The organism is Larkinella rosea, from assembly GCF_003858635.1.
Taxonomy (GTDB): domain Bacteria; phylum Bacteroidota; class Bacteroidia; order Cytophagales; family Spirosomataceae; genus Larkinella; species Larkinella rosea.
On record NZ_RQJO01000009.1, the window covers coordinates 144,404 to 167,613 of the forward strand.

Here is a 23,210-nt window from a genome sequence, read left to right on the forward strand (position 1 = left end):
TTGTTTTACTTCGAAATCCGTTTCATTTCAACGTCCACAAAACTGCCGAGCTGACCCAGTAAATATCTTCAAAACCGTTCTGTACGCCGTTCAGCCGCTGCCGGAGCGTTTCCGCGGTAAATCGTTGCGTCGGTTTCGGCTGCGTGCGTTTACTGGAAAAAAAGAACCATTTTCCGTCGGGCGAAACGTACGGGCAATAGTCGATCTGGCGGGAATTGAGCGGTTCCGGAAGCATTTTGGCGGGCTGCCAGTTACCGGCTGCATCGCGGAAACTGATGAAAAGGTCCCCGCGACCTAAACCTGCGGGTCGGCCATATGCCGTGTAAATGAGAAACCGTTCCTGCGGATCGACAAATGCGTTGAATTCGTAGTTTTTCGAATTGACAGCTTCCGGCAGCAGCACCGGTTTTTGGTATTGTCCGTCTTGGATTCGACTGACGTAAATGTCTTCTTCGCCGGTGCCGCCGGAATAATTGGCCGTAAAGTATAAGTTACCGTTTTGGGCAATGCTAGGGTAATATTCGTCTTTTTCGGTATTAACCGGACCCTCCAGCCGGACCGGTTCCTGCCAGACGCCATTTTTACGGTCCGAAAACCAGATGTCGTAGTCTTTTGAAGAACCGCCCGGTTGTTTGGGGCGATTGGACGAAAAATAAAGGCGGTTGTCGTTGTGTGCCAGAAAAGGCTCAATGTCGTTGTATTGACCGGAAAAAGAAACCACTTCGGGCTTGCTCCACCTTCCGGCGGTTTTTCGGGAAAACAGAATCACGCTGATTTCACCCGACTGCCCCTGAATCGTGAAGAAGACTTCATCCTATTTCGCCGAAATGGCCATGTCGCGCTCCAGATACGGCCCGCAAATAAAACCGGGGGCAAACAGTTGGGGCGTTTCGCCGGGTTGATCGGTGGTGAAAAGAGCGTTTTTCTGGGCCAGAACCGGATTGAGAAAACCGCAAAAAAGGATAATTTGGGGGAGAAGTCGAGGCATAGGCGATCAGGATGAGCGATTTTGAAACAAATTAATCAACTCGCTGGTGAATCGCTATCCCGCATTTTGGGTTATAAGCGCAAAAGGCTCACGGAATAAAGTCCGTGGGTACGTTTTAGGTAGGTTATGAACGCAGGAATTGGTAAATACCTGATTGGCATCGGGATTGCGGTGATTCTGATCGGGTTGGTCGTCTATTTCTTTGGCGACAAGCTTGGCTGGCTCGGGCGGCTGCCGGGCGATATTCGGGTGGAAGGAAAAAACGGCGGTTTTTATTTCCCGATCGTCACCTGCATCATCGTCAGCATTTTGCTGAATCTGATTATTGTTTTGATTCGGAAGTTTTTCGGGTAGCATTTCCGCCTTCCGGATTAGACGACCAGTTGGCTGGATTGGCGTTCAGATCCTTGAAGTTACAGGTCACTTTATTGATGTAAAATACCTCGCGTGGGGGGGCCATGGAGCGCTCCGTGGAGATTTTCTGAATACCGCAGGCCAGAAAATGGCCGTCGTACCAGGCTTCCAATTGATCATTTTCGGAATACACCACTTTTTCGTGTTCGCCCAATTTTTTCAGCGAATATTTCTCCTGAACTTTCACCACTTTACCGCCCTGAATGACTTCCGCAGTGATTTCGCCCTCGTGCGGATAGGCCAGCACCGTTGAATTGCCGTGCCGGACTACCTGAACCATCTGGTGCAGATCGTAGCTGCTCAGGTCGGGAATAGACAGTGAATTATCCCACAGCAACTTTCCTTTTTTGTCAAAACCACACAGAAACGCGTGGGTATACCGGTAGCCTTCCTGATACCGGTCATACGCACGGCCACTGCCCAGATACGGATATGCACCCCCGCGGTATTGGGGATAATAGACCTCGGCCAGCAGCATCAAGCCCTCATCAGTCGGCACCAGATCGTGCACCAGCAGCCGGTAACGGAACTTGGTGTCTTTGCCCTGATCTTTCCGACGAGCCAGCCGCTCCAGCAGCTTCTGCTGGCGCTTGGGTTTCATGTAGTTAAAGAAATTCTGAAGCTCCGAAAAGTCGATGAAGCGGGTATCTTCCGTGGGCGTAATCGCCATATTTTCACCCGTTTCGGACGCGCCGACCGTAGCCGCCGAATTGCGAATCCGGGTCATGTAAACGCCTTGTGAATAGGGCGTACAATCGTTCGAATAATTACCGACCAGCAGGGATTCTTCGTCGTTGATGGGGAGCAATTTGCCCGAAATCAGGCTGTGTGCCCGCCCGTCCAGATTGACCGTTCGAACCAGTTTTCCTTCGTAGGAATACGTCCGAACCGTAAATTCACAATTGCGCTGGTGCGTAGCGTCGGTCATGACGTGCACCAGTCGCCGTTCTTCATCGACTTCGATGTTGTTGAGCTGGATGTGATTCGTGTATAAACCGGGTAAAACTTTGGAAGTCAGATCGAAAAAGGAAAACGAAACCACCACCGGGCGGGAGCGGTAATAACCGCCGAGGTAGGCCACGTTGTCGAGCACTTTGAAGTGGAAAATATCCATGGGCGTCACCAGATCACCCTTAAAGGTTTCAATGACACCGTCTGCCAGATGAACCCGCATTACCGCAACCTTTTCATTCTGCGTTTCTTTGAGTAGCCAGTAAACATACTGTTCCGTTCGGCAGGAGCGCACCGGTTCGTAAAACGGATCGATTTTATACTCGTTGGCCCACAATTGCTTGAAGTTGGTATCCAGCCGCCGGAACAAAAATTTGGTGGGTGCGGATGAATAATAGTCGCTTTGCCGGATGTTGAGCAGTAAGCCCTGATCGCCAAGGGTAGTTACGTCGAAAAACTCTTCCGTGTTCGGGCTAATGGGTAATTCCAGCCGGGCGGAAGGTTCAAACTGGGCCAGTGCCGGAAGACACGCCACCAGCAGCAAGCTCCACAACCCGATCGCGAGACGTTTGATCATCAGCATTTTGATTAAATACTGATTAAAGGTACACAATCCCCTTAGATTGTGCAAAACCGAACGGATGAACTTATCACTGAAATTCTCCTGACAATTGATCCGGTCGGAAAGAAAATAAAGTGATAGGAACTGATTCGGATGGCTGAAAAGTAGAGAGAAAATCAGTGCAGTATACGGTTTTTCGGATGTTTAAAGGAAATCCATGAAAGAAGACGCAAAAACAGGTTCATCAGAAGAAGAGTTAGCGTATTTTTGCAACCGGATTGGCCAAAACCGTACTTGTCGGTCCGAATTGTATACTCGTTAATTGAATGGACATTCAGGCACAACTCAAACAGGCCGTTGCGGAAGCGATCACGTCGCTGTACAACTTACCCGTTGAAAACGTTTTAATTCAACCGACTAAAAAGGAATTTGAAGGATTATACACCTTTGTTACCTTCCCGCTAACCAAATCAACCCGAAAACCGCCGGTCGAAATCGGGCAGGCCATCGGGACATATCTGAAAGAAAACACGCACCTGGTCAGCAAATTCAACGTGGTTCAGGGCTTTCTCAATCTGAGCATTTCGGATGCGGTCTGGGTCGACGAAGTGAGCGGTATGCTGGCCGACCCCCATTGGGGCCAGTTGCCGTCGCGGAACGAATCGGTGATGGTGGAGTTTTCGTCGCCGAATACCAATAAACCGCTTCACCTCGGCCACTTGCGCAACAATTTTCTGGGCGATTCGGTCAGCCGGATTCTGAAAGCCAGCGGTTACGATGTCGTAAAAGCCTGTCTGGTCAATGATCGGGGCATTCACATCTGCAAGTCGATGCTGGCGTATCAGGAGTTTGGCAACGGCGAAACGCCCGAATCGACGGGCATGAAGGGCGATCACCTGATTGGGAAATACTACGTCTGGTTTGACAAAGCCCACAAGCAGCAGATCGAGGAGTTGATTGAGGAAGGCATGTCGAAAGAGGAGGCCGAGAAAAAAACGCCGTTGCTGCTCAAAGTCCAGGAAATGCTGCGGAAGTGGGAGCAGGGAGATCCCGAAACCGTCGAACTCTGGAAACTGATGAACAGTTGGGTGTATGCCGGTTTTGCCGAAACCTACCACGAAATCGGCGTCCGTTTCGATAAAACCTACTACGAGTCCGAGACCTATCTGCTGGGCAAAGATGTTATCGAAGACGGTTTGCAAAAAAATGTGTTTTACCGGAAACCCGACGGTTCGGTCTGGATCGATCTCGCCGACGAAGGACTTGACCAGAAGCTGGTGCTGCGGTCGGATGGCACGTCGGTGTACATGACGCAGGATTTGGGTACCACCGACCTGAAATTCCAGGATTTTCCGATTCAGCGCGGCATCTGGGTGGTGGGCAACGAGCAGGATTACCATTTTGCGGTTTTGTTTGCCATTCTGCGCCGGTTGGGCCGTCCGTACGCCGACGGTTTATTCCACCTGTCGTACGGCATGGTCGATCTGCCAAGCGGCAAGATGAAATCCCGCGAAGGAACGGTCGTCGATGCCGATGATCTGATCGAAGAAATGGTGGAAACCGCCCGAAACCGCACGCGGGATCTGGGGAAAATTGACGATTTTGAGAGCGAAGAAGCCACGCTGTTGTACCACATGCTGGCGATGGGGGCGCTGAAATACTATTTATTGAAAGTCGATCCGAAAAAACGGATGACCTTCAATCCGGAAGAATCGATTGATTTTCAAGGCCATACGGGTCCGTTTATCCAATATACGCACGCCCGAATCTGCTCGGTTTTGCGGAAAGCCGAGCAATTGGGCGTAAATCCTGTCGGTACATTAAATTCGGTTGAACTGGCTGAGAGTGAGCAACAATTGGTATATTTGCTGACGCAGTTTGTTCAGCGGATTACCGAAGCTGGCACCGACTATGCACCGTCGTATCTGGCCCAGTATGCCTTCGAATTAGCCAAGGCGTACAACCAGTTTTACGGTGAGTTGTCGATCCTGTCGGAACCGAATGCCGACAAACTGAAATTTCGGGTAGCCTTATCAAAAGCCGTTGTCGAAACTATCCGGAAAAGTATGGAGTTATTAGGCATTGAAGTACCTTCAAAAATGTAAACCTTTTTACCCAGCAAAAATGAAAAAACTGCTTTTTATCCTGACCGTAGGCGTTGTAGCTGTAACATTATCCAGCTTTATGTCCGTCAAAACCATTGTCAACATGTTGGCGCGCGATAATAGCGCAGCGGCAGTTGCCCCAACCAAAAAATTGTACGATTTTACGATGACCTCCATTGAGGGAAAAACCGTGCCTCTGAAACAGTACAGAGGTAAAAAAGTGGTCATTCTGAACACCGCTTCGAAGTGTGGTTATACCAAGCAGTTTGCTGATTGGGAAACATTTTACAAGGAACACGGCGATAAAGTTGTCGTTTTGGGTTTCCCTTCCAACAACTTCAAGAGCCAGGATCCGGGTACGAACGCCGAAATTGCTGAGTTTTGCAAAAAGAATTATGGTGTATCGTTCCCGATGTTCGAGAAAATCGAAGTGATTGGCGAAAATCAGGCTCCGCTATACAAGTGGCTGTCAGACAAACAGTTGAATGGTGGCGTAAACGACCAGGTTCCGAGCTGGAATTTCTGTAAATACGTGATCAACGAAAAAGGCGAACTGGTCGCTTTCTTCCCATCCAAAGTGTTACCAACCGACGCTGAATTCAAAGCAGCCGTTGGAATTTAATTACTAATGAACAATGAATAATGAATAATGAAAACCGGTGCGATTCCTTTTCATTGTTCATTATTCATTGTTCATTTTTCATTCGAAAAATGAAAAGTTGGCTTGCGGCTGCCCGGCCGCGTACTTTACCGCTGTCTTTGGCCAGCATCATTCTGGGTAGTTTTTTGGCTTCATCGACAGGCCAGTTTAGCTGGACGATCTTCGTTCTGGCTTCTCTCACCACGATTTTTCTGCAAATCCTCTCCAATTTTGCCAATGATTACGGCGATGCGGTTTCGGGGAAAGATACTGCCGAGCGCGTTGGCCCTCGCCGGGCCGTTGCCACCGGCTTGATCACCAAAGAATCCATGTTTCGCGCCATCATCTTGATGTCGGTGCTGGCGTTGATTTCCGGTATCTGGCTACTGGTTGAGGCATTGAAAGAGGCCCCCTCAGCCTATTTCTGGATTTTTATGGGGCTGGGCGTTTTGTGCATTGGAGCCGCCATCGCCTATACCAATGGGAAACATCCGTATGGCTATAGCGGTTTTGGTGACCTTGCCGTACTGCTCTTTTTTGGTTGGACGGGCGTTCTGGGAACCTACTTCCTGCATACGCTATCGTTCGAACCGCTACTCCTTTTACCGGCTACCAGTGTGGGTTTTCTGGCAACGGGTGTACTGAATATCAACAACATCCGCGATATTGAAACCGATGCCAAAACCGGGAAAGTCTCCATTCCGGTACGACTGGGCCGCGAGCGCGCTATTCGCTACCACTGGCTTTTGTTACTGGGCGGAATGATTTGCGCCGTTGGCTACACCCTGATTATTGGTCACAACTGGTTTAGCTGGCTCTACCTGCTCGCTTTTCCCCTGTTCGTATTGAACGGTCGGGCGGTTGCCAACCACCAGAAACCAGGGGAGTTGAACCCGCGACTGGGCCAACTGGCCTTGTCGACGCTGCTCTTTGTCGTGCTGTGGGGCGTGGCGATGGTCATCTGAAAACCGTATTCTTTCAGTAACTTTCTCAGAAAATGAAAACCATCGGTATCATTGGCGGCATGACCTGGGAAAGCTCAGCAGTCTACTATCGAGTTATCAATCAGGAAATCGGGCGACGATTAGGTGGTCATCATTCGGCGAAACTGGTGATGGCAAGTGCTGATTTTGAGGATTATACGATCTGGCAAAAAGCCGATGACTGGGCATCTATCGAAAAAGCCGTCGATGCGCTGGCGCAAAGCCTTGTTCGGGCCGGAGCCGATTGCGTGGTCATTGCCTGCAACACCCAACATGAAGTGGCCGAGGGCGTTACCGAACGGTTGTCTGTGCCGCTTCTGCACATTACCGATGTAACCGCCGAAGCCATTCAGATAGCCGGTTTTCGGAAAGTGGGGTTACTCGGAACCCGCTTCACGATGGAGCGCTCGTTTTTTCGCGGGCGGTTGAAAAACCGTTATGGGATTGATGTCATTCTGCCCGATGAGGAGGAACAGGCATACGTTCACCAGAAAATCTACGAAGAATTCAGCAGGGGAATTTTCAGTGAAAGTACCCGAAACCGCTTTGTTGCCATTATTGAAAAACTGGCGGAGCAGGGGGCCGAAGGCGTTATTCTGGGCTGTACTGAAATCCCGCTGCTGGTTCAGGCCGAACATACCACCGTTCCGTTGTTTGATACCACGACTCTGCACGCGATGGCTGCCGTCGAATTCAGTCTGGAAACCAGCCCGGCTGTGGACTAAATTTGGCGTTCGATAAATACTTTACAAAATAGGCTCATCTGAGCATTAGTTTTAAACAATCCCACCCTGCCGGTGTTTATTTTGGTAAGATGGTGGGTGAGTGTGACGTATGGAATGTGCAGGATGTGCCCACCATCTTCTCTTTCAGATTCTTGATACTAGTAATTGTCAGACACTAATGGTATTATTGTAGTAAGGTATGTTTCTATCTTTTACTGCAATAATGCTATGAAAAACCGGTTTACCCGTCTGGCCAATTCGGCAGCGACATTTTATCGCTTCTTCTGTTGTTGCTTCATATTCAGCTTGCTGTACCTTTCTCTTCCGGTTAAAGCCCAAACCCTCAGCAAACAAATCATCGTCGATCAGTTTGGCTGGCGCGCTAATGCGAAAAAGATCATTGTTTTCTCCGATCCAATTAACGGACAGAACGGGAGCATTGGTTATACGCCAGGAACGCAATTTCAGGTTCGGAAAAAGTCAGACAACAGCGTCGTTTTTACCGGAAATGTGGTGGGCTGGAACAACGGAAACACCCACGGTGATTCGGGTGATAAAATCTGGCATGGCGATTTTTCCGGCTTGACAACGCCCGGAACCTACTACATCGTTGATCCGACCCGAAACGTCAAATCGTATGATTTTGAAATCAAAAACGACATTTACGCACCGGTTTTAAAAACGTCGGTCAAGACCTTCTTCTACCAGCGCAGTGGCACCGCCATTTCGGCCACCCACGGCGGCAACTGGAATCACCCGATGGCCCACGGTCAGGATACGAACGCACTACTTTACACCACTTCGGCCCAAACCGGTACGGCCCGGAATGTAACCGGCGGCTGGTACGACGCGGGTGATTACAACAAATACATTCCGTTTTTGAGCGGTACGCTCTGGGATTTACTGGTGGCTTACGAATTGCGTCCGGCGGTTTTTACGGACAATACCGCTATTCCGGAATCGGGCAATGGTATTCCGGATGTGCTCGACGAGCTGAAATGGGAGCTGGATTGGATGCTGAAAATGCAGCAAAGCAACGGCGGAGTTAATAACCGCGTGGCGGTAACGAGCTACGAAAATGGCACCGACAATCCGGCGACCGACACCCAGCCCCGGTATTATACCAATGTTACCACCTGGGCAACAGCCACTTTTGCGGCTTTGACCGCTCATGCGGCCCGGACTTATCAGACCGCTAATCCCGCATATGCCACCACGCTTAGGACGGCTTCTGAAAAAGCCTGGATGTATTTGGAAGCCAACGCGTCGATGAGTCCGGCGTCGGGAACGGACGGAGCGGCCCTAGCCGCTGCTGATGCCGGAGCCAATACCAACGCCGACAAACGCCTGCGCGTTTACGCGGCTGCCGAGTTGTGGCGCACCACCGGAACGGCTAAATACAAAACATATTTTGAGAGTAATTACAAAAATATCAATGCGACCAGTGAGAACGGTTTTCATCCTTTCTCAAACGGCAATCTGGATGCCTCGCTGTGCCTGGATTTGAACCGGGCATATTTTGTGTATTGTCAAACGCCGAATGCGACATCCTCTATTGTTACCGAGTTAAAAAGCCGTTTCCAGAACGCGATGGACTGGAACATCGAGTCAAATTACGTTAGTAAAAACGACCCGTATCTGGGCTTCATGTGGAGCGGTCACTACACCTGGGGTTCCAATCAGTTAAAAATGAAATGGGCTCAAATTGCTATCCTATCGGCCGAATTGGGCATCAATCCGGCTAAAACCGCTCTCTATAAGGAAATTGCCGAAGAGTACCTGCATTACATGCACGGCCGAAACCCGCTGGCGTGGCTGTATTTGAGCAACATGGGCACGAAAGGGGCCAATCTGGGTGGCGACAACAGCGTGATGGAAATTTACCACAGCTGGTATCGCGACGGTTCGGCGAAGTATGACGGCGCTGGTTCGCAATTTGGCCCGGCACCCGGTTTTGTGGCGGGTGGTGCCAATCAATATTATTCCGGCACAGCGACGCCCCCGAAAGGCGAGCCGCCGATGAAAGCCTACCGCGATTGGAATACGGTTTGGCCGGATGCGTCGTGGGAAGTCACGGAACCTGCCATTTATTACCAGGCGGCCTACACGTTTGTGGTGGCTTATTTTTCCGAAAACGGTGGAACAACTCCACCGACAGTTGCCGCATCGAGCAACAGCCCGGTTTGTGCCGGACAAACGCTGAACCTGCTGGCATCGAACATCGGAACCGGCGCGACCTATTCCTGGCGTGGGCCGAACGGGTTTACATCCACCCAGCAAAATCCGACAATTCCCAACGCCAATACCACTGCAACCGGTTCGTACACACTGACAGCGACGCCATCGGGCGGGACGTCGCAAACCGCGACGACCTCCGTAACCGTCAATGCGATTCCGACGGCGGTGGCGGCTAGCAATAGTCCGGTAGCAGCCGGTCAAACGCTGAACCTGTCGGCGACAAATGCCGGAACGGGCGCAACGTACAACTGGCGCGGGCCGAATAATTTTACGGCCAACACGCAGAATCCGTCCATTGTCAACGTGACAACGGCGGCTACCGGATCGTACTCGCTGACGGTGGGGCTCAACTCCTGCACCAAAACCGCCACTACTTCGGTGACAGTAACCGGTTCATCAGCAATAACTTATTTGATCTACGAAGATGCGCTCAATAGCAATTGGGCCGATTGGTCGTGGAGTACCACCCGGAATTTCAGCAACACAACGCCGGTTCAAAGCGGTACGAAATCATTGTCGGTGAAATACGATGCGGGCTGGGCCGGGTTGTATCTGCACGCCAATTCTCCGGTGAGTCTGTCGGGATTGACGCACCTGAAATTCTGGATTCACGGCGGTACCAATACCGGGCAGCAAATTCGCATTATCCTGAATGGGGGAGGACCGTATTATACTGTCACGACAACAGCCAATCAGTGGAAGCAAATCACCATTCCGCTTTCGACATTCAATAGCCCAACTTCGGTGTCTGATATTTACTTCCAGGAAGCGACGGGAAGTGCCCGACCGGTTTGTTATGTGGATAAAATTTACCTGGCCAGTTCGGCTTCGGCGCGGGAAGGAATTGTGATTGAAAATGGAGAAAAAACCGATGTACTGGTTTTCCCAAATCCAGTCACCACTCAGTCGGATGTAACTCTGCGATTTTTGGGTTTTGGCGCTCACGAAACCGTTCAGACGACGCTGACCGATGTTCAGGGACGGCTCATTCAGGAACAGGCTTTCCAGTTGAATGGAAACGAAAAGCGGTTTTTGCTTCCGAAATTATCCAGCGGCCCGTATTTTATTCAGATTACAGGAGAAAACCGGCAGTTCGTGAAGAAACTGCTGGTGAAATAACGTACCCACGGACTTTAGTTCGTGAGATCCTAATAATTCCAAAATTCAAGCTGTAATTGGGATCTTACGGACTAAAGTCCGTGGGTACGTTTACGCGACTTTGACGGATAACCGCAGCAGGAATTCATCCATTTCGATTTCCGTCGCGTTGCCGTTCAGATCGCTGACCAACTCCAGCGACAACGCCTGTACTTCCTGACAAATGTAGTCCCGGTGTGTTTCAATCGCGCTGGCCAGAACATCGTTCGGGCCTTCAGCCCGGTTTTGCTCCAACTCGATCCGAATCTTATCCGTGACGTCGAAATTCTGGTCTTTCCGCAGATTCTGGATGCGGTTGATGAAGTCGCGGGCAATGCCTTCCTGACGCAATTCGGGCGTGATGGTCACGTCCAGCGCCACCGTCAACCCATTCTGGCTGGCGACAATCCAGCCCGGCACATCCTCCGTCCGAATCTCCACGTCAGCCATTGTGATCTCCCCGATAGCCAGTTGCATGCTTCCGGCGGCTTCGAGTTTGCGGATATCGTCTTCGGTCATCGTGTTGATCGTGGTCGCTACGTCCTTCATCATCGGACCAAATTTCGGTCCCAGCGTTTTGAAGTTGGGCTTGATTTTCTTCTTCAGAATACCGGACGCATCGTCGATAAACTCCACAGATTTTACGTTTACTTCCGACTGAATGATGGGTGAAACGTGCTCGATCTGCCGCCGGGTGGTTTCGTTCAAAACCGGGATCAGGACCTTCGTCAGTGGCTGGCGAACCTTAATTTTGTGCCCTTTCCGCAGCGAGTGAACCAGCGAACAAATGTCCTGACCCAGTTGCATGGATGTCTCCAGGTCGCTGTCGATCAGGGCGGTTTCTGCTTTCGGAAATTCCGTGAGGTGAACCGACAATTCGGCTTCTTTGGTCAGGTTGCGGTACAGCCAGTCGGCGTAGAACGGAGCAATGGGCGACATCAGTTTTGAAACCGTTATCAGACACTCATGCAGGGTTTCGTAAGCCGCGCGGGTGTCTTCGGTTAATTCGCCCGTTGCGGTTTTCGGGGCATTCCAGAAACGCCGGCGTGAAAGCCGGACGTACCAGTTCGACAACTGGTCGTTAACAAAATCCTGAACTGCCCGCCCGGCTTTGGTCGGGTTATAGTTCTCAAACTGCTGTTCCACTTCCAGCACCAGCGATTGCAGTTTCGATAGAATCCAGCGATCCAGTTCCGGCCGCTGATCAACGGGAATCGTGCGCACACCGTCGAAATCGAACTGGTCGAGGTTGGCGTACAGCGCGAAGAACGAATACGTATTCGAGAGCGTTCCGAAAAACCGGCGCTGTACCTCAGCAATGCCGTCGATGTTGAATTTCAGGTTGTCCCAGGGCTCGGCGTTGGTAATCATGTACCAGCGCGTGGCGTCGGCGCCGTAGGTTTCCAGCGTCGCAAACGGATCGACAGCGTTCCCCAGCCGCTTCGACATTTTGTTGCCGTTTTTGTCCAGCACCAAACCGGTCGAAACCACATTTCTGAACGCGACCGACGAATCATTTTCGCCATCCATGCGGCCGAGCATGGTCGAAATGGCGTGGAGCGTAAAGAACCAGCCACGCGTCTGATCGACCCCTTCGGAAATGAAATCGGCGGGGTACGCCTTATCAAAGACGTCCTTGTTCGCGAACGGATAATGCCATTGGGCGTAGGGCATGGCCCCCGAATCGAACCAGACGTCGATCAGATCGGTTTCGCGTTGCAGCACTTTACCAGACTCCGAGACGAGGTAAATATCGTCGACATAGGGCCGGTGGAGGTCATAATCGCCCGTTGCCAGATGGTCCAGATAGGCTTCATTTTGTGCTTTTTGCACGTCTGATAACAGGCCGGAAGCAATGGCTTTTTCAACACCGGTTTTCAGCTCGGCAACGGAACCGATGCAGATTTCGTCGCCGGTTTCGTTGCGCCAGATCGGCAGGGGCGTTCCCCAAAACCGGCTGCGGCTCAGGTTCCAGTCAACGAGGTTTTCGAGCCAGTTACCAAACCGCCCGGTTCCGGTGCTTTCGGGATTCCAGTTGATGGTTTTGTTCAGCGCCACCAGTTGGTCTTTCACCGCTGTCGTTTTGACAAACCAGCTATCGAGCGGGTAATACAAAACCGGTTTGTCGGTCCGCCAGCAGTGCGGATAGGGGTGTTCGTATTTTTCAACGTGGAACGCCTTGCCTTCAGCCTTCAGTTTGATGGCAATCAGAACGTCCGTCGGTTTGAACTCCGGAGCTTCCTGTTCTTCGTCGGAATAATATTGCTCTTTCACGTAGCGGCCGCCGAATTCACCGATTTCTTTCACGAACTGGCCGTGTTTGTCGACAATAGGCACCTCTTTTCCGTTCTCGTCCTTCACCATGATGGGCGGAATGCCGTTTTGCTGGGCAACCCGGAAGTCATCAGCACCGAAGGTCGGGGCTGTATGCACCACGCCCGTACCGTCTTCAGTTGTCACGAAATCACCGAGGATGACGCGGAAAGCTGGCGTTTCGGGCTGAACGTAGGGGAGGAGTTGCTCGTATTCGATTCCGGCCAGTTCCGACCCATTAAACTCGCCCACGATCGTCCACGGAACCAGCTTTTTGTCCGAAGCCGCATACCCTTCAAAATCGCCGTCCCGTCCTTTTTCGTTGAACCAGCGACCCAGCAAGGCTTTTGCCAAGACCACATTCACCGGTTCATACGTGTACGGATTGAATGTTTTCACCAACACGTAGTCGATATCCTTCCCAACGGTCAGCGCCGAGTTGGCGGGCAGGGTCCAGGGGGTGGTCGTCCAGGCGAGGATGTAGGTAGAAGGGGGAAAGGAGGAAAGGAGGAGGGGAGGAGAGGAGACCGTATCCGTTCCTCCTTTATTCCCTTCCTCCACTTTCCCTTTGATCTTAAACATCGCCACAATTGTGGTGTCCTTCACGTCTTTGTACGTGCCGGGCATGTTCAGTTCGTGCGACGACAGACCGGTTCCGGCTTTGGGCGAATACGGCTGAATGGTATACCCTTTGTATAATAATCCCTTGTCGTAGAGCTTCTTGAGTAAATTCCAGACGGATTCGATATACTCGCTCTGGTAGGTAACATACGGATTTTCCAGATCGACCCAGTAGCCCATTTTTTCGGTCAGGTCGTTCCAGAGGTCCGTGTATTTCATGACGGCTTCCCGGCACTTTTTGTTGTATTCCTCAATGCTGATGCCGCCTTCAGATTCGGGTTTGCCGATGTGATCTTTCGTGATTCCGAGTTCTTTTTCAACCTGCAACTCAATGGGCAAACCGTGGGTATCCCAACCGCCTTTGCGTTTTACCTGAAAACCCTGCAGCGTTTTGTACCGGCAAAAAATATCCTTGATCGCCCGCGCCATGACGTGGTGAATACCCGGTTTTCCGTTGGCCGACGGAGGGCCTTCATAAAACGTGAATGTCGGTCGGCCCTCGCGGGTTTCGACGGACTGTTCAAAGACGCGATTGGCTTTCCAGAAGGCTAAAACGGCATCGCCAACCTGCGCGTAATTCAGGTTCTTATGTTCTTTGTAACTCACGATCGTACGGGGATTTGAAATCAAGCGCAAAGATACGGATTTTTAAAGTGCGTAGCAGCGAATCGCTCAAAGTAGAATCTTTTGATGGGAAGGATTCACACCGCTGACGTATAGTAATAGGAACAGAAACGTTCGGGCAATGGAATCTGCTTTACGAGGTTTTCGCCTGGTTTGAAAATGGATTTGGATTGCCAAAGAGCGAATCCCGGATCGGCTGGTGACAAAATGGTAAGAAATGGGCTGTATGCGGCTCGTTGGCTTGTCGGGCAATATCCGGTGGAATTGAAACTATTTTCTACAAAATTATCCCTATTTTGGCATTAACTTTGTGCGGATTTCCTTGGAAACGAGGAACAAAAACTAAATTGCATCAGAAGCCGGTTAATGCTCAACCAGAAGGTCTGCATCTGATTAATGCGAATTTGTTTCATTAATATGGGATGGCATGAATGAATTTGATCGATCAAATGGGAATGGGGCCTTACGGCAACAACAAACTCCTGTTGATCAGCGAGCCTTATACGATCGCTTTGGCGCAATGGCTTACGGGGTTATCCTGCAAATACTCCCGCAAACTCATTTAGCTCAGGAAGCTTTATTGCAGGTCTTTACATCCACACAACTAGCTTCATTTTCGAATACAACGGTCAATCCTGCTATCTCGATTATCCGGGTAGCGCGTTCCAAAGCACTGGAATTGAAAGGGAGGTTGATGGAACGGGATACGGCCTGTCAGGAACCATTTTCGTCCACCGGAAGTTACTCACCGGAGTCTGTTTTTGATTTATCATTTCGTCAGGGATACTCATTTGAAGTAATTTCCGAACAATCGGGCCTGTCAAAACCAGAGTTGCTAAAAGCCGTTCGTGATTTTATTCATGTGTTTCGCAGATCGTAATTAGGTAGAAAATTGGATATTCAGCAATATATAGCGAGTGGCGTTTTAGAAGCCTATTTGTTGGGAATAGCCTCCGAAGAGGAACAGCACGAAGTCCAGCAGATGAAGGTGCTTTATCCGGAAATATCCTCCGCAATAGACGATCTTGAAGTGGTCATTGAATCATATTGCCTTGAAAATTCAGTTCCACCACCTACGGGCACCTGGGAGCTGATCGAGGCCCGAACCGTTCGCCGGGATATTAAAAAGCGGGAAAAAAGCAATGACGATGGCAAAACCGCCGAACCTCAACCCGAAAAACCGGATTACTTAGAAGTTGCCTTTAGCGATACCTACATTCGCGTCCATAAATACTGGCGCATCGCTTTCGTTGCCGTCTTTATTCTATCCAAGATCTTTCTGATTGCCGGTTTGTATTATTACTTCAAAGCCGACAGCCAGAATCAGGAAATCGAACGCCTGAAAACCGTCATTCAACAGCAATCCACGCGCTGATTTCCCGGTTCTGTTCAGCCTGCCACCTCTTTTACGGATTCGGCCATTGCCCATTCTGAATCTCCGTCAGTTTTAAGTTGGCCGGGTCCAACACCACGTATTTTATTTTTTTCCGGTGATGCGTGTAGGTAATGTGCACCAGCCCGTCGCGGGTTTGGATCACCGCCGGATACGAAAATTCACCACCGGGCTCGTTTTCCAGCACCACAGCCGCCTGCCAGCGTTTGCCATCGGGCGATACGGCCACATTGAGCGGTGAGCGTCCTTTTGGGGTGTGGTTATACACCAGCAATTGCCGGCCGTCTTTCAAGGTCACGGCATCCGTTCCGGAGTTGGGATTGGGCAATTCCGTGGGTTTCAACGCCGTCCAGTTCGTGCCGCCATCGTCCGACCAGGATTCCAGCACTTTCTTGTTTTTACTGCGGCACAGCAACTGCAACCGCCCGTTGGGATGGAACAGAATACTGGGCTGAATGGCACTGAATTCCTTGCCATCGTTGAGGGCAGCGGTTTTTTGCCAGGTTTTGCCACCGTCGGTGCTGCTTTCCATGTGTAACCGCCAGCCGTTGTCTTCGCTGCTCGACGGGCAAAGCAATTTGCCGGAAGCCAGCAACACCGGTTTGTTCTTGATCGGACCTACAATGCCGTCGGGCAGCCGCGTGGGTTTCGTCCAGGTTTTACCACCGTCGTCCGAACGCATCAGCATGCCCCACCAGGTCGAAGGACTGGGGCCGACTTTATAAAACAGGAGCAGCGGGCCTTTGGGCATCTGAAATAAAACGGGGTTCCAGGTCGGTTGCCGGGGGCCGGTGGCCTGAATCCCGTTGGCCAGTTCGACGGGTGCCGTCCAGCCCGAACCGGTTTTGCGACTGAACCAGATGCCCACATCGGGATCGCGTTCATCCGTGCCGCCAAACCAGGCCGCTACGACGCCCTCGGGTGTTTCGGCCAGCGTCGACGCGTGACAGGATGGGAACGGTGCGGTTTCATAAATAAACTCGGATTTAACAACGCCAATGGCGGTTTGGGCCATGACAAAACCGGGGAACAGGCTGATCAGGAAACTAAGAACTCGAATTTTCATTGAAACGAAATGCGGTTTTTGAAAGGGTTAGGAAGTTGAATTGATTGTAAAATTGGCTAAGCGGTTTTACCGGAAAACCGTTATTTCAGGCGGTTTCCGAGAAACAGGTAGGGTTTCAGCAGGTGGTTTTTGAACAACTGCTTTTCCTCGACCGGAAACTGCTGGTAATACGTTTCGTCGGCATCCAGCACGATGGTTTGTCCCGCCCGAACGAAATGACTGCTCGGGAAATAGGCGGCTGGCTGATAATCCGGCAGCGTTTTTCGAACGATCTTGCCGACATAGCCACCCAGGGTCTTTTGATACCGCCGTTGGGCTTTGCGGCTCGGTTTGTCCAGCTTGTTAAAGACGTAGTTGAGGGCCAGCCGGTTGATGAATTTCTGTTTTTTGATGGCCTTTTTGAGGGTCGTAAACGGATTGGTCAGGTTGAAGTCGTCGGTCGTTTGCACCGTCATCGGAAATTCGGGCACCCAATCCGCCGAGTTCACTACGTTGAAAGCCCAGCCGCCCTGGGTCATCACCTCGTAATCGTAGGCATACGAAAGGTTGCCCGGTTTGGGGGCGGCAATGCAATAGGTCTTAAACTGCAGATCGGCGGGCAGGCGGTTTCCCAGCAGACTATGCAGATACGAATTCATTAAAAAGGAAATGGCCCCGCCCTGGCTGTCGCCGGTGATGATAAACTCCTTCGTTCCTTTCTGAATGCAGGAATCCAGTTTGGGAAGTATGTCTTTGGCGAGATAAACCGTACCAATGAGCCAACCGGCATGTACCCCCGCCCGTGGATTTTTGGCCAGTTTGTAGGAAACGGTTTCCGTCGAACTCAGTTTAATCTGGCCCGCAGCGGGTACCATCGCGGCATGGAAGTTTTCTACCCAACCCAACGGATCGAGCGTCGTTCCCCGAATGCTGATGATACCGACGCCGTCGTCACGCTGCCAGAGTTCCCATTTGTTGTCCAGGCCGACGGTGGGCGAGCGGTATAGTTTCTTGCATCGCTGGGGCAAATCAATCGTTACGGAGTCGACATGACCAGCCGCTACCCGGAGCATTTCGATGAATTCAGCTTTTTCAAAACCGGGTTTCAGCCGGTTTTGCTGGGCCGATGCGGAACCGGCTACCAGTCCAAGAAGCAAAACCGGGAAGAGTAGAAATCGTGTTTTCATCGGGAAAACTGGTTAGTAGAAACAGTTTATAGTCGAACGTTTATGGTTCATTGGCAGGTGATTAGAGTCCCAAACTATACACTTTATCCGATAAACAAATGAAACGGCTTATGGATCGGCAACGGAAGGGTTGGTTGCAAGATACAGGACATTCCGAAAGGTGCCGGTTTTCCAGACAACTTTTTCTTTCCGTCGTGCTGAAAACCGGGTATTTTGCTGACGGTTTTTTCTCAAAACCACATAAACAAAAACCGCCGGGCTGTAAAGCGATTTCTCCCTTACAGCCCGGCGGTTTGTTTATTCACAAAACGCTTACATACTCTTGTTCAACACCCGCACTTTGACGTGCGACGGATTTTTGTTCGAAAAGTAAACCCGTTGGGTCGTTTTCTGGAAATCGGCTTCCGTGGCGTCATAAATGTTCATGAATTTGCCCGGATTTCGGTCCACCAGCGGAAACCACGAACTTTGCACCTGCACCATCAGTTTGTGCCCTTTTTTGAACGTATGGGCCGCATCCTGCATGTCGAACTTCACTTCCGAAACCTCGCCCGGTTTCATCGGCTCCGGTTTCGAGAAGCTGTTGCGGAACTTCGCCCGCATGACTTCACCCCGCACCAGCAGCTGAAAACCGGCCATTTTGGTCGTCGGAATCGGGCTGGTCAGCGTCGTGGAATCGGGATAAACGTCGATCAGTTTCACCACAAAATCGGCGTCGGTGCCGCTCGTCGTCACAAACAGATTCGCCATCACGTTTCCGGTAATCGTCAGGTCTTCGGTCAACGCTTCCGACTCGTACACCATCACATCCGGGCGGGCAGCTGCAAACCGCTGGTCTTCGTACATGAAGTCACTGCCCCGAATGATCTGGACGTTGTTGGTATACGGAACCGGTTTTTTGGGATCGTTCGTGTATTCGTCAAAAACCGGCTCATTTTCCTTCGGCGGTTCAAACGACAGTTTGCCGCCGGTGTGCAGGTAAATGTTCCGTTCCTGCGACTCTTTCGGCGGCCACTGGCTGTATTGTTTCCACTCGTTGGCCCCCGTCAGGAAGATCGACGCATCCGGAAGTTGCGGGTCCGGACCGTCTTTCAGGTAATGATTGAAGAACGGAAACTCGATTTTCTCCCGGTAATACGGGGCGGTTTTGGCACCAAACCGGATGTTTCCCAGCGTTTCGCCCGTGCTGCGCGCCCAGCCGCCGTGAATCCACGGACCCATCACCAGTTTGTTGGTCGTCTTCGGGTTTTTACTTTCGATCCCCGCGTAGACTTTCAGCGGACCGTATAAATCCTCCTGATCGAACCAGCCGCCAACGGTCAAAATCGCCGGTTTGATGTTCTTCAAATGCGGAACGACTGCCCGGCTTTGCCAGTATTCGTCGTAATTGTCGTGCACCATCATCTCCTGCCAGAGCGCGTTTTCGCCTTTAAAATACTTCTCGTTGACCTTCGACAGTGGCCCGACATTCATGTAAAACTTGTAGGAATCCGGCGTGTCGTAGCCGGTAAAACGTGGCCCTCCCTTCGATGTCGGAACGGGGCGAGGCTGGCCGTACGACGACAGGAAGGCAAAGGTTCCCATCAGGAAAAACGCGCCGTTGTGGTGCCGGTCGTCGCCCATGTACCAATCTGTAACCGGTGCCTGGGGCGAAACCACTTTCAGCGCCGGATGCGCGTCGATGGCCGTCATGGTGGTGTAAAAACCGGGTGCCGAAATGCCCCAGGTGCCCACACGTCCGTTGTTGTTCGGGATATTTTTGATCAGCCAGTCAATGGAATCATACGTATCCGAACTCTCGTCCACATCGGTTTTGGATTTTTTGTTGGCGATGTGCGGCCGAACCGCTACGAAATTTCCTTCTGACATCCAGCGGCCCCGAACGTCCTGATAGACAAAGATATACCCGTCGCGCGCGAACACCATCGAAGGCCCCAGCGAGGTTTTATACTTGTCTTCGCCGTAGGGTGCCACGCTGTAGGGCGTCCGGTCGAACATGATCGGGTATTTCTGCGAGGTGTTTTTCGGAACGTAGATCGACGTAAACAGTTTCACGCCGTCACGCATCGGCACCATCCGCTCCAGCTTGGTGTAATTTTCCAGGATGTACAGCGAATCCGCTTTATTGGCGGGCAATTGCGCCAGCAGTGGCTGTTCCAATCCCCGCCAGACGATCAGCAGCAGGATCAGCGACAGTATTTTGACAGTAGTTTTCATAGGATCGATTCACTAGTTGGCTTTTGTGGTCGCACTTTTTGCCGGAGCCATTTTTTTAATGTGGGCATCCATGATCTTGAGCAATTCGCCGTTGGAATAGGGTCGCCAGCTATGACCTCCCCGGTCGCCGTACGTTACCGAACCGCCATAAGCCGGATTGGTCGTTTTGCTCAAAAACTCGTCGACTTTATACACCCCAAAGTTAAGGAAGAAATCATCCATCCGCCCCACAATAATGTTCAGTTTACCCACCAGTTTCGGACCCACCGTCGCCCAGTTTTTCTCCAGGTAGTAGTGCAGGTCGTAATGCTCTTTCCAGTAAGTGGCTACGCTGGGATCGATCACCCCGGTTTTTTTGTCGAACAGCGGTTTGAAATACCCGTCGGCACCCACCGGCCCGAACACCGAGCTCCAGATGTCGAGCTGACCCCCCGAGCGGCCTTTCGTGCCGTTCACCAGTTCCATTGTGTTCCGCTGCTCGGAGGTCAGACGGGCTTCACCCGTGGCCGGAATCCGCGTGTTCGTCGTCGGAACCTTGTACCATTCATACTCTTTATAGAACGCATTTTTGTCCTTGTAAATATCGATGCCTTCGACATTCCAGAAATCGAGCGGATCGGGCGCAAACGACCAGGTTCCGCCGTAAAAATCCGGGTACCAAACCTGTAGCGCGAACGATTCCCAGCCGCCGGTCGAACCGCCGGTCAATAACCGGGCGTAACCTTCGCGGATGCAGCGGAATTTCTTCTCGATTTCCGGAATCAGCTCTTCGTGAATGGCGTCGCCAAACGGGCCGTTGTTGGCCGAGTTGACCGCGTACGAATCATCGAAATACGGCGACGGATGTTGCAGCGTAATGGCGATAAACTTGGGCGCATTGTCCGCCGTCCAGTCTTTGTAAAACTCGTTGTTCGGATTTTCGGCAAACCGGAACGGGGGGGCGGTGGAGAAGTGTCCCTGCTGATAAACCGTCGGATACATCCGGCCCGGTTCTTCGTCGTAGCCTTTTGGTAACAAAATAGTCGCGCCGATGAAAATCGGGTGACCCCAGAATTTCGTCAGTTTTTCGCTCTGAATTTTGATGTGCTTCACCCACTTGGTGTCGGCTGGCACCGAAATCGGCGGAATTACTTTCGAGACTTCCAGCTTGATGGTTTCGCTTTTCGTCGGATCGATCGTAATTTTCTGAACGGGGCTATAGACATTGCCCGGCGAGCGGGTCCACTGCTGGCCTTCCCACTGATCCATGTGCATCCAGACCGTATGCCCGTCCGACCGCTTGAATTCCGTGTATTTGTTCAAAACCGCCTGTACAAAATACTCGCCTTTGGGAACGTCTTTCAGGGCGTTGATCGGGTAGCCCAGCGTTGTGCCGTCGATGGTCACGGCCTTGCCCGAAGCCAGTTTCTCGAAATCGACACCCCAGAACTGCGTCCCGTAACGGCCCACCTGAAGTCGCGGTTCGGTGCTGTCTTTGCGTGAAATGATCAGAAACATCCGGCCCGTGAGCGGAGTCGAACTGATGGCCGTTGGATACGAAATATCAAACTTGAGCTTCGTCTGGGCAAAACCGGTCAGTGTGGTGAGCAGGGTCAGCATGACCAATGCCCACCGGACCGGCGGAGTTGAATGGATTCGTGTCATAGTCATATAGGAAAGGATTGGGTTTGGATTCTTACTGCGGATTTTTTGCGTCCCACTGCACTTCGGCAAACGGCCGGATCAACTGATCGTACACCTTGTGGTTGGGTTGATCGTTGGGCAATTGAGTTAACCGACCATACCGGCGCATATCGAACCAGCGGTGACCTTCGTAAAACAGCGAATACCGGCGTTGATTCAGCAATTCGTCGATCAGGCCGTTTTTGTCGTTGACAATCGCCGGTTTGGCCGTCGCCAGGTCTTTCAACCCGGCAGCCACCCGCACCTTGTTCAGGGCCGTAACGGCCTCGGCCAGTTTTCCGGTTTGAATCATGGCTTCGGCATACATCAGAATCAGTTCTTCGTTCCGGATGATCGAAATTGGCGCGGTGCTGGTCGTATAGAGGGACGCATCGTATTCCCCGATAATTCCACTTAAAGCGCGCGATGACGTCCGTTTCGTTACTTTTTTCAAACGCGTATCGCCCGCTTCGGCCTGCGAAATGAACAGCGCCTGGGCCACCACGGGCGAAGCCGTAGTATTCATTTGCTGGAACTGCGGATTCACAATGTCGCCCGAAGTGGTGGAATACGTGAAGTTCGGACCGGTCGTCATCGCACCGTTCAGATCGAAAAATGAGTCGTTCAGGAGCGTCAGTAAACCGGTCCAGTCCGATTGGTACATGGCCGTGCGGGCCGCCAATGCCCGGTTGAATTTCCGGAAGTTGGCAGGCGTGTTAAAACCGGCGTAGCCGCTCGTCACCGTAAAGCCAAACGCCGTACCGCCAGCCGCCAGTTGCGTGGCTCCTTCGTCGAGCAGTCGCCGAATTTCCTTCAGACCGTCTTCGTACGAAACAAACGGACCCGGTTTCAGCATGTCGCCCGGGCTGTACAAATCCGTATACTTGATCCGAATGCCATTTTTATACTGCATGTTCAGCATAATCAGCATCGTGTAGGCATCCACCGTATTGACGAAACCCTTGATCCCTTCCTTCTCGGCATCGGTCAGGGCGCCCGGTGCGGAGTTTTCGGCGGCAATCCGGAAGTACTCAGCCCGTCGACGGGTCTGGGCGAAGTCGGCATAATACCCGTTGAACAGGGTCGTGGCGCTAAAACCGCCGTTGGTACTGCCGAGCAATTCGGTGGTCCAGGTCAACTCGGTCGACGCCAGGTTGTAGATTTCCCGGCCAATCGACCCGGCCACCAGAACGTAGTTGGACCGCCCGTTGCGGATGGCCGACTGAATCCCGATGCCCAGCTGGTTGATCTGAATGCGGGACGCATTGGTCAAAACCGATTCGAGCGGAGGGTTGTTGGGATCGATGCTGTTTTCGACCTCGAAAAAGCTGCAGGAAAGCAGGGTAAATGCCAGTCCGGCCAGTAGAACGATATGTTTCAGAGAGAATTTCATGTAGAATAATGT

At 51.6% G+C, this 23,210-nt stretch carries 17 protein-coding genes; 8 read left to right on the forward strand and 9 right to left on the reverse strand.

Annotation, left to right across the window (positions count from 1 at the left end):
* Positions 1-22: 22 nt before the first annotated feature.
* Positions 23-769, reverse strand: coding sequence for a TolB family protein (locus tag EHT25_RS16585; RefSeq protein ID WP_124876261.1), 747 nt, complete (start codon positions 767-769; stop codon positions 23-25).
* A gap of 45 nt (positions 770-814) precedes the next feature.
* Positions 815-988: a hypothetical protein gene (locus tag EHT25_RS32700; RefSeq protein WP_185731394.1), complete on the reverse strand. Its 174-nt coding sequence runs from the start codon at positions 986-988 to the stop codon at positions 815-817.
* A gap of 126 nt (positions 989-1,114) precedes the next feature.
* On the opposite strand from EHT25_RS32700, the gene EHT25_RS16590 reads away from it, so the two are divergent.
* A complete protein-coding gene (locus EHT25_RS16590; protein WP_124876262.1) occupies positions 1,115-1,342 on the forward strand; it encodes a DUF2905 domain-containing protein in 228 nt (75 codons plus the stop codon).
* On the opposite strand, the gene EHT25_RS16595 is transcribed toward EHT25_RS16590, so the two are convergent.
* Positions 1,311-2,930: a hypothetical protein gene (locus EHT25_RS16595; protein ID WP_124876263.1), complete on the reverse strand. Its 1,620-nt coding sequence runs from the start codon at positions 2,928-2,930 to the stop codon at positions 1,311-1,313. The two genes, EHT25_RS16590 and EHT25_RS16595, sit on opposite strands and share 32 nt — an antisense overlap.
* Before the next feature lie 311 nt (positions 2,931-3,241).
* Here EHT25_RS16595 and argS point away from each other — a divergent pair, with 311 nt between their 5' ends.
* From argS to EHT25_RS16620, 5 genes are all read left to right on the forward strand, one after another.
* Positions 3,242-5,020, forward strand: coding sequence for an arginine--tRNA ligase (gene argS / locus EHT25_RS16600; RefSeq protein ID WP_124876264.1), 1,779 nt, complete (start codon positions 3,242-3,244; stop codon positions 5,018-5,020).
* 19 nt (positions 5,021-5,039) lie between these two features.
* On the forward strand, positions 5,040-5,642 hold the full coding sequence (locus tag EHT25_RS16605) for a thioredoxin domain-containing protein (protein WP_124876265.1): 603 nt from the start codon (positions 5,040-5,042) through the stop codon (positions 5,640-5,642).
* 89 nt (positions 5,643-5,731) lie between these two features.
* A complete protein-coding gene (locus EHT25_RS16610) occupies positions 5,732-6,625 on the forward strand; it encodes a 1,4-dihydroxy-2-naphthoate polyprenyltransferase (RefSeq protein ID WP_124876266.1) in 894 nt (297 codons plus the stop codon).
* 32 nt (positions 6,626-6,657) lie between these two features.
* Positions 6,658-7,368 carry an aspartate/glutamate racemase family protein gene (locus tag EHT25_RS16615; RefSeq protein ID WP_124876267.1) on the forward strand — a complete coding sequence of 237 codons (711 nt, stop codon included), beginning with the start codon at positions 6,658-6,660 and terminating at the stop codon, positions 7,366-7,368.
* Between the two features lie 228 nt (positions 7,369-7,596).
* Entirely contained in the window at positions 7,597-10,725 is a 3,129-nt protein-coding gene (locus EHT25_RS16620) for a glycoside hydrolase family 9 protein (RefSeq protein ID WP_124876268.1), read from the forward strand.
* Positions 10,726-10,815: 90 nt separating this feature from the next.
* Here EHT25_RS16620 and ileS read toward each other — a convergent pair whose 3' ends face one another.
* Positions 10,816-14,283 carry an isoleucine--tRNA ligase gene (ileS, locus tag EHT25_RS16625; protein WP_124876269.1) on the reverse strand — a complete coding sequence of 1,156 codons (3,468 nt, stop codon included), beginning with the start codon at positions 14,281-14,283 and terminating at the stop codon, positions 10,816-10,818.
* A 445-nt stretch (positions 14,284-14,728) separates the two neighbouring features.
* Here ileS and EHT25_RS16630 point away from each other — a divergent pair, with 445 nt between their 5' ends.
* Positions 14,729-15,181 carry a hypothetical protein gene (locus tag EHT25_RS16630; protein ID WP_124876270.1) on the forward strand — a complete coding sequence of 151 codons (453 nt, stop codon included), beginning with the start codon at positions 14,729-14,731 and terminating at the stop codon, positions 15,179-15,181.
* 12 nt (positions 15,182-15,193) lie between these two features.
* Positions 15,194-15,676: a hypothetical protein gene (locus EHT25_RS16635; RefSeq protein ID WP_124876271.1), complete on the forward strand. Its 483-nt coding sequence runs from the start codon at positions 15,194-15,196 to the stop codon at positions 15,674-15,676.
* A gap of 31 nt (positions 15,677-15,707) precedes the next feature.
* Here EHT25_RS16635 and EHT25_RS16640 read toward each other — a convergent pair whose 3' ends face one another.
* The 5 genes from EHT25_RS16640 to EHT25_RS16660 form a co-directional block, all read right to left on the reverse strand.
* Complete coding sequence (locus tag EHT25_RS16640) at positions 15,708-16,709, reverse strand: sialidase family protein (protein WP_445482310.1); 1,002 nt, start codon at positions 16,707-16,709, stop codon at positions 15,708-15,710.
* 131 nt (positions 16,710-16,840) lie between these two features.
* Positions 16,841-17,926, reverse strand: coding sequence for a lipase family protein (locus tag EHT25_RS16645; RefSeq protein WP_124876273.1), 1,086 nt, complete (start codon positions 17,924-17,926; stop codon positions 16,841-16,843).
* Positions 17,927-18,238: 312 nt separating this feature from the next.
* On the reverse strand, positions 18,239-20,143 hold the full coding sequence (locus tag EHT25_RS16650; RefSeq protein ID WP_124876274.1) for a CocE/NonD family hydrolase: 1,905 nt from the start codon (positions 20,141-20,143) through the stop codon (positions 18,239-18,241).
* 12 nt (positions 20,144-20,155) lie between these two features.
* Positions 20,156-21,787, reverse strand: coding sequence for an alpha/beta hydrolase-fold protein (locus EHT25_RS16655; RefSeq protein WP_185731395.1), 1,632 nt, complete (start codon positions 21,785-21,787; stop codon positions 20,156-20,158).
* Positions 21,788-21,818: 31 nt separating this feature from the next.
* The gene (locus tag EHT25_RS16660) at positions 21,819-23,198 is read right to left on the reverse strand and encodes a RagB/SusD family nutrient uptake outer membrane protein (RefSeq protein WP_124876276.1); all 1,380 of its coding nucleotides are present in this window, start codon (positions 23,196-23,198) and stop codon (positions 21,819-21,821) included.
* Positions 23,199-23,210 lie beyond the last annotated feature (12 nt).